General features: G+C 40.0%; 3 protein-coding genes. All 3 read left to right on the top strand.

What is annotated here, in order from left to right; translation table 11 throughout:
* Window positions 1–259: 259 nt before the first annotated feature.
* Window positions 260–3,010 (top strand): type I restriction-modification system subunit M, encoded by a 2,751-nt coding sequence (locus tag EI162_RS13385; protein ID WP_192524810.1) that lies wholly within the window; start codon window positions 260–262, stop codon window positions 3,008–3,010.
* A 159-nt stretch (window positions 3,011–3,169) separates the two neighbouring features.
* The gene (locus EI162_RS13380; protein WP_192524809.1) at window positions 3,170–4,246 is read left to right on the top strand and encodes a Fic family protein; all 1,077 of its coding nucleotides are present in this window, start codon (window positions 3,170–3,172) and stop codon (window positions 4,244–4,246) included.
* 1 nt (window position 4,247) lies between these two features.
* Entirely contained in the window at window positions 4,248–4,817 is a 570-nt protein-coding gene (locus EI162_RS13375) for a restriction endonuclease subunit S (RefSeq protein WP_192524808.1), read from the top strand.
* The last annotated feature ends 8 nt before the right edge of the window (window positions 4,818–4,825 follow it).

Here is a 4,825-nt window from a genome sequence, read left to right as displayed (position 1 = left end):
CCTAGGCTTAGATGTGTATAGTTCATGGTTGCAATCTCACTTTGGTCGGTGGATAAAAACTTTGATGCTAGCGCATCTAGGTCTTTTTTTCACCTCACATTTGGTATTGCACTTCATGTGTTAATCTAAGTCATCAAAAAATGTCTTTTATTGAGCCTATCAGTTTAATATGCTTTCATAATATTATTTTGCCTTACAGCCTACTTACCGATACAATCTATCGTCATATTACCTACTCAATGACATAGACTGTATCGCCATGAATAAGCAACAACTCGCCAGAAAAATATGGCAATCCGCCAATAAAATGCGCTCTAAAATTGAAGCAAATGAATATAAAGACTATATCATTGGCTTTGTGTTCTATAAGTTTTTATCGGATAAAGAGGAGCAGTTTTTAAGAGCGAATGATTTTACCGATCAAGACATTGCTAACTTAACTGAAGAAGATACTGAGACGGTAGACTTTATCAAAAACGGTATCGGCTACTTTATCGCTTATCCGCATCTATTTTCAACATGGATCGATAGGGGTAGTGATTTTGATATCTCTGATGTGCGCGATGCCTTGTCAGCATTTTCACGCAACATCAAACATAAAAAGGTATTTGAAGGTATTTTTGATACGCTACAAACTGGACTAAGTAAGCTTGGCGAAAATGCCAAATCACAGAGTAATGCCGCCAGTAGCCTTATCTATTTGATTAAAGATATACCAATGGAAGGCAAACAGGACTACGATGTGCTCGGCTTTATCTATGAGTATTTGTTAGGGATGTTTGCGGCCAATGCAGGTAAAAAGGCGGGTGAGTTTTATACACCGCATGAAGTATCACTACTCATGTCTGAAATTATGGCGTACCACTTAAAAGATCGTGAGAAGATCGAAATTTATGACCCAACCAGCGGCTCAGGCTCACTACTGATTAATATCGGTCAATCTGTAGCTGGTCATATTGACGATAAGAACAACATCAAATACTACGCTCAAGAGCTGAAGCAAAATACCTATAACCTTACTCGTATGAATCTCATCATGCGTGGGGTGTTACCTGCCAATATCGTCACCCGTAATGCCGATACGCTAGAGGATGACTGGCCATACTTTGACGAGACTGACCCTGTGAATAGTTATCAGCCGTTATACGTCGATGCTGTGGTATCTAACCCGCCTTACTCACAAGAGTGGCAACCCAAGAATAAAGAGTCTGATCCACGCTATGCGCGCTTTGGACTTGCACCAAAGGGCAAGGCAGATTTTGCTTTTTTATTGCATGACTTATATCACTTAAAGCCTGATGGCATCATGACCATTGTACTTCCACATGGCGTACTGTTCCGTGGTGGTGATGAAGAGACCATTCGCAAAAACCTGATTGAGCATAATCATATCGATGCCATTATCGGACTGCCTGCCAATATCTTTTTTGGTACAGGCATCCCAACTATCATCATAGTGCTAAAACAAAAACGATCCAATACAGATATCTTAATCGTTGATGCCTCAAAAGGCTTCATCAAAGCGGGTAAAGACAACCAGCTACGGGCGTCCGACATCAAGAAAATAACGGACGCGGTCATCAACCGTGAGAATATCGACAAGTACGCGCGTGTAGTCAGTCAAGATGAGATTCGAAAACAAAACTATAATCTCAACATACCGCGCTATGTGGACTCATCCGACGATGCGCAGACGTGGGACATATATGCCACTATGCTTGGCGGTATTCCCCAGCATGAGATTGACCAACAGCAGCGCTACTGGCAAGCGTACCCTAGCTTGCGAGAGACCTTGTTTACGCAAATAAAGGATATGCCTTACTATCAATTGACAACAACGGACATCGAACAGCGCATTTATCAAAACCAAGATGTTAAGGCATTCTTTGAGCGCTATCGAGCATCCTTTGCCACTCTTTCTGACTATCTGTATCAGCAGCTGATTGATCATGCCATAACGCTGAAAATCTCTAAACAAGAAAATATATTGGCAAATGATATATTCACGCGCTTGCAAGGGTTTGAGCTGATTGATAAATACACCGCTTATCAGTCACTTGATGACTTATGGCAACCTATCATGATAGATCTTGAAATTATTCAGACCGAAGGCTTTGCTGCTACCAAAAAAGTTGTGCCAAACATGGTCACAAAAAAGGTAAAAGGCAAAGAGCAAGAAGTACAAGAAGGCTGGGTCGGGCATATCTTGCCATTTGATTTAGTACAACGACAGCTACTTAGCGATGAATTACAGCAATTGCAAGATAAAGAAAGCCGCTTGAGCGTGGTGAGCGGTGAGCTTGATGCGCTCATCGATGAGCTGGATGAAGAGCAAAAAGAGAACCTACTCAATGACAGCGGTAGCAGCTTCTCAAGCAGTGACGTTAATAAAGCGCTTGATACAGCCTATGCAGATATCGAAACACCTGAGATTACGGCATTAAATGACTACCTAGACTTTTTGGAAACCAAACCAAAAAAGCCTGCTAAGCTTGATTATGTGGCGTCTGAGTCTAACGTAAACTGGAATAATATCGAGGCTAATAAAGGCGGCGATTATGGGAAGTCTAAAGTCAGTGCCTATATCAAGACTTTACAAGCCACGCATGAGTTTGTAGAAGACAGCGATGAAGCAACACTGGTACAGATCAGCGATTTATTAGAGGAAGAAAAAACGCTCAAGCTTGAGATTAAAGTGGACAGCGAGGCCTTGCATCAAAAAACCAAAGAAACCATCGAGGCGCTGGACGATGCTACCGTGAATGACTTACTTAAGCATAAGTGGATCGTACCGCTCGACCAAGCCATGATGCAGCTGGCAGACGATGTGGTCAGTGAGCTAACGCTTCAGACGCAAGCGCTTGCTGATAAGTACGCCGATACTTATATGGATACCACAAAGCAGCTAGAAAACTCTGAAAATGAGCTGGCAGGTATGATTGATCAGTTGACAGGTGATACTTTTGATATGGCCGGATTGCAAGCGTTACAGGCATTATTAAAGCATTAAAATAACGTGACCTATAAAGTGATGATGCTTTTATATGCGTAAAAAATTAGGAAATTTACGCATGTTATGCAAATATGGGTAAAAAAAGCATTTATTTATGCATATCTGTATAACATGTATAAAAAGTCCAGAAAATTACGCATATTCTAAGAGGTGTATATGACAACGTATGAAATCAAAGAGCTGCCCTTTGATAACATGGAATCGCTAGAAACTAGAGCGGTACTTAAAAAATTATCATCAGCCCATCGCTACTTAGCAGAACTCAAAGGTGTGGTTTCGTCCATTCCTAATGAAGCGATACTAATAAACACACTGGTTCTACAAGAAGCTAAAAACAGTTCTGAGATTGAGAATATAGTAACCACTCATGATGAGCTATTTAAGGCTGAGCTGTCTGTGGTGGATCAAAACCTTGCGACAAAAGAGGTGCAGAATTATAACCAGGCACTAAAATCAAGCTTTGCGGTTATCAGAAAAAATCAAATCATTCGCTTAAGTGATATTTTGACTATTCAAGAAGAACTTGAAAAGAACGTCGCAGGCTTTCGCAAGCTGCCAGGCACCACGCTACAGAATAATCGTGGTCAAGTCGTTTATACGCCGCCGCAGCACTCTGATGACGTCAAAAGACTTATGGATAATCTTGTCACTTTTACCAACGAGAATGAAGCTTGTGACCTTGACCCTTTGGTTAAGATGGCAATTATTCATCATCAATTTGAGAGCATCCATCCGTTTTATGATGGTAATGGTCGTACAGGACGCATCATTAATATTCTCTATCTGATTACTCAAGGCCTACTAGATTTGCCCGTACTCTATCTGAGTAATTATCTTATCCAAAACAAAGCCGATTATTATCGTTATCTGCAAGAGGTAAGAGATACAGGCGAGTGGGAGGGGTGGATATTATTTATGCTCGATAGCGTAGAAGAAACAGCTATCTCGACTATTGCGCTTATCAAAGAGATGAAAAAACTAATGCAGTTCTATAAACATACGATCCGAGAGCAAAAACCCAAAATCTATCGCCAAGAGCTATTGAATAATTTGTTTAATCATCCTTATACCAAGATAGAGTTTGTCCAAAACGATTTGGATGTAACGCGTAAGACGGCGACCAAGTATCTTGATGAGCTAACAGAAATCGGACTTTTACAAAAAGAGAAGATTGGTAGAACCTCTTATTATATCAATATTGCGTTATATCAGCTTTTTATGAATCGAGTGTAATATGAGTATAAAACAACGAACACCACAAATTCGCTTTACAGGTTTTAGTGAGGATTGGACTTTGCGAACTATGGAGGACTTCGGGTCGTCAGTAGGTGGAACGTCTCTAGAAAGTGAGTTTGCAAAAACTGGTAAATATAAGGTAATAAGTATTGGCTCGTACTCGAAAAACAGTACATACACGGATCAAGGTATCCGAGCATCAGAAAATGAAAAAACCAAAAAAAAGGTTTTAAATAAAAATGATCTTGCTATGGTTTTGAATGATAAAACCTTAGCAGGTAATATCATAGGAAGAACTTTACTAATAGATGAAGATGAGAAATACGTGTTCAATCAAAGAACACAGCGACTGATATTAGATCAGCAAAAATATTACCCTAAATTTATGTATCAAATGCTAAATGCTGACAACATACGTGAAAAGATTGTAAAGTCCTCACAAGGGAATACACAGATTTATGTTAATTGGTCAGGCATTAAGCATTTAGAATATACATTACCGAATTCAATGCAAGAGCAAATTGACCCCTGCCGTCAAATCCGTAGAACCAAACTTGGGAGATTTTAATTACGCAG

It is taken from the genome of Psychrobacter sp. FME6 (assembly GCF_014861365.1).
Classification (GTDB): domain Bacteria; phylum Pseudomonadota; class Gammaproteobacteria; order Pseudomonadales; family Moraxellaceae; genus Psychrobacter.
The sequence above is the reverse complement of the archived record's forward strand: the minus strand, read 5'-3'. Positions and strand labels throughout refer to the sequence as shown.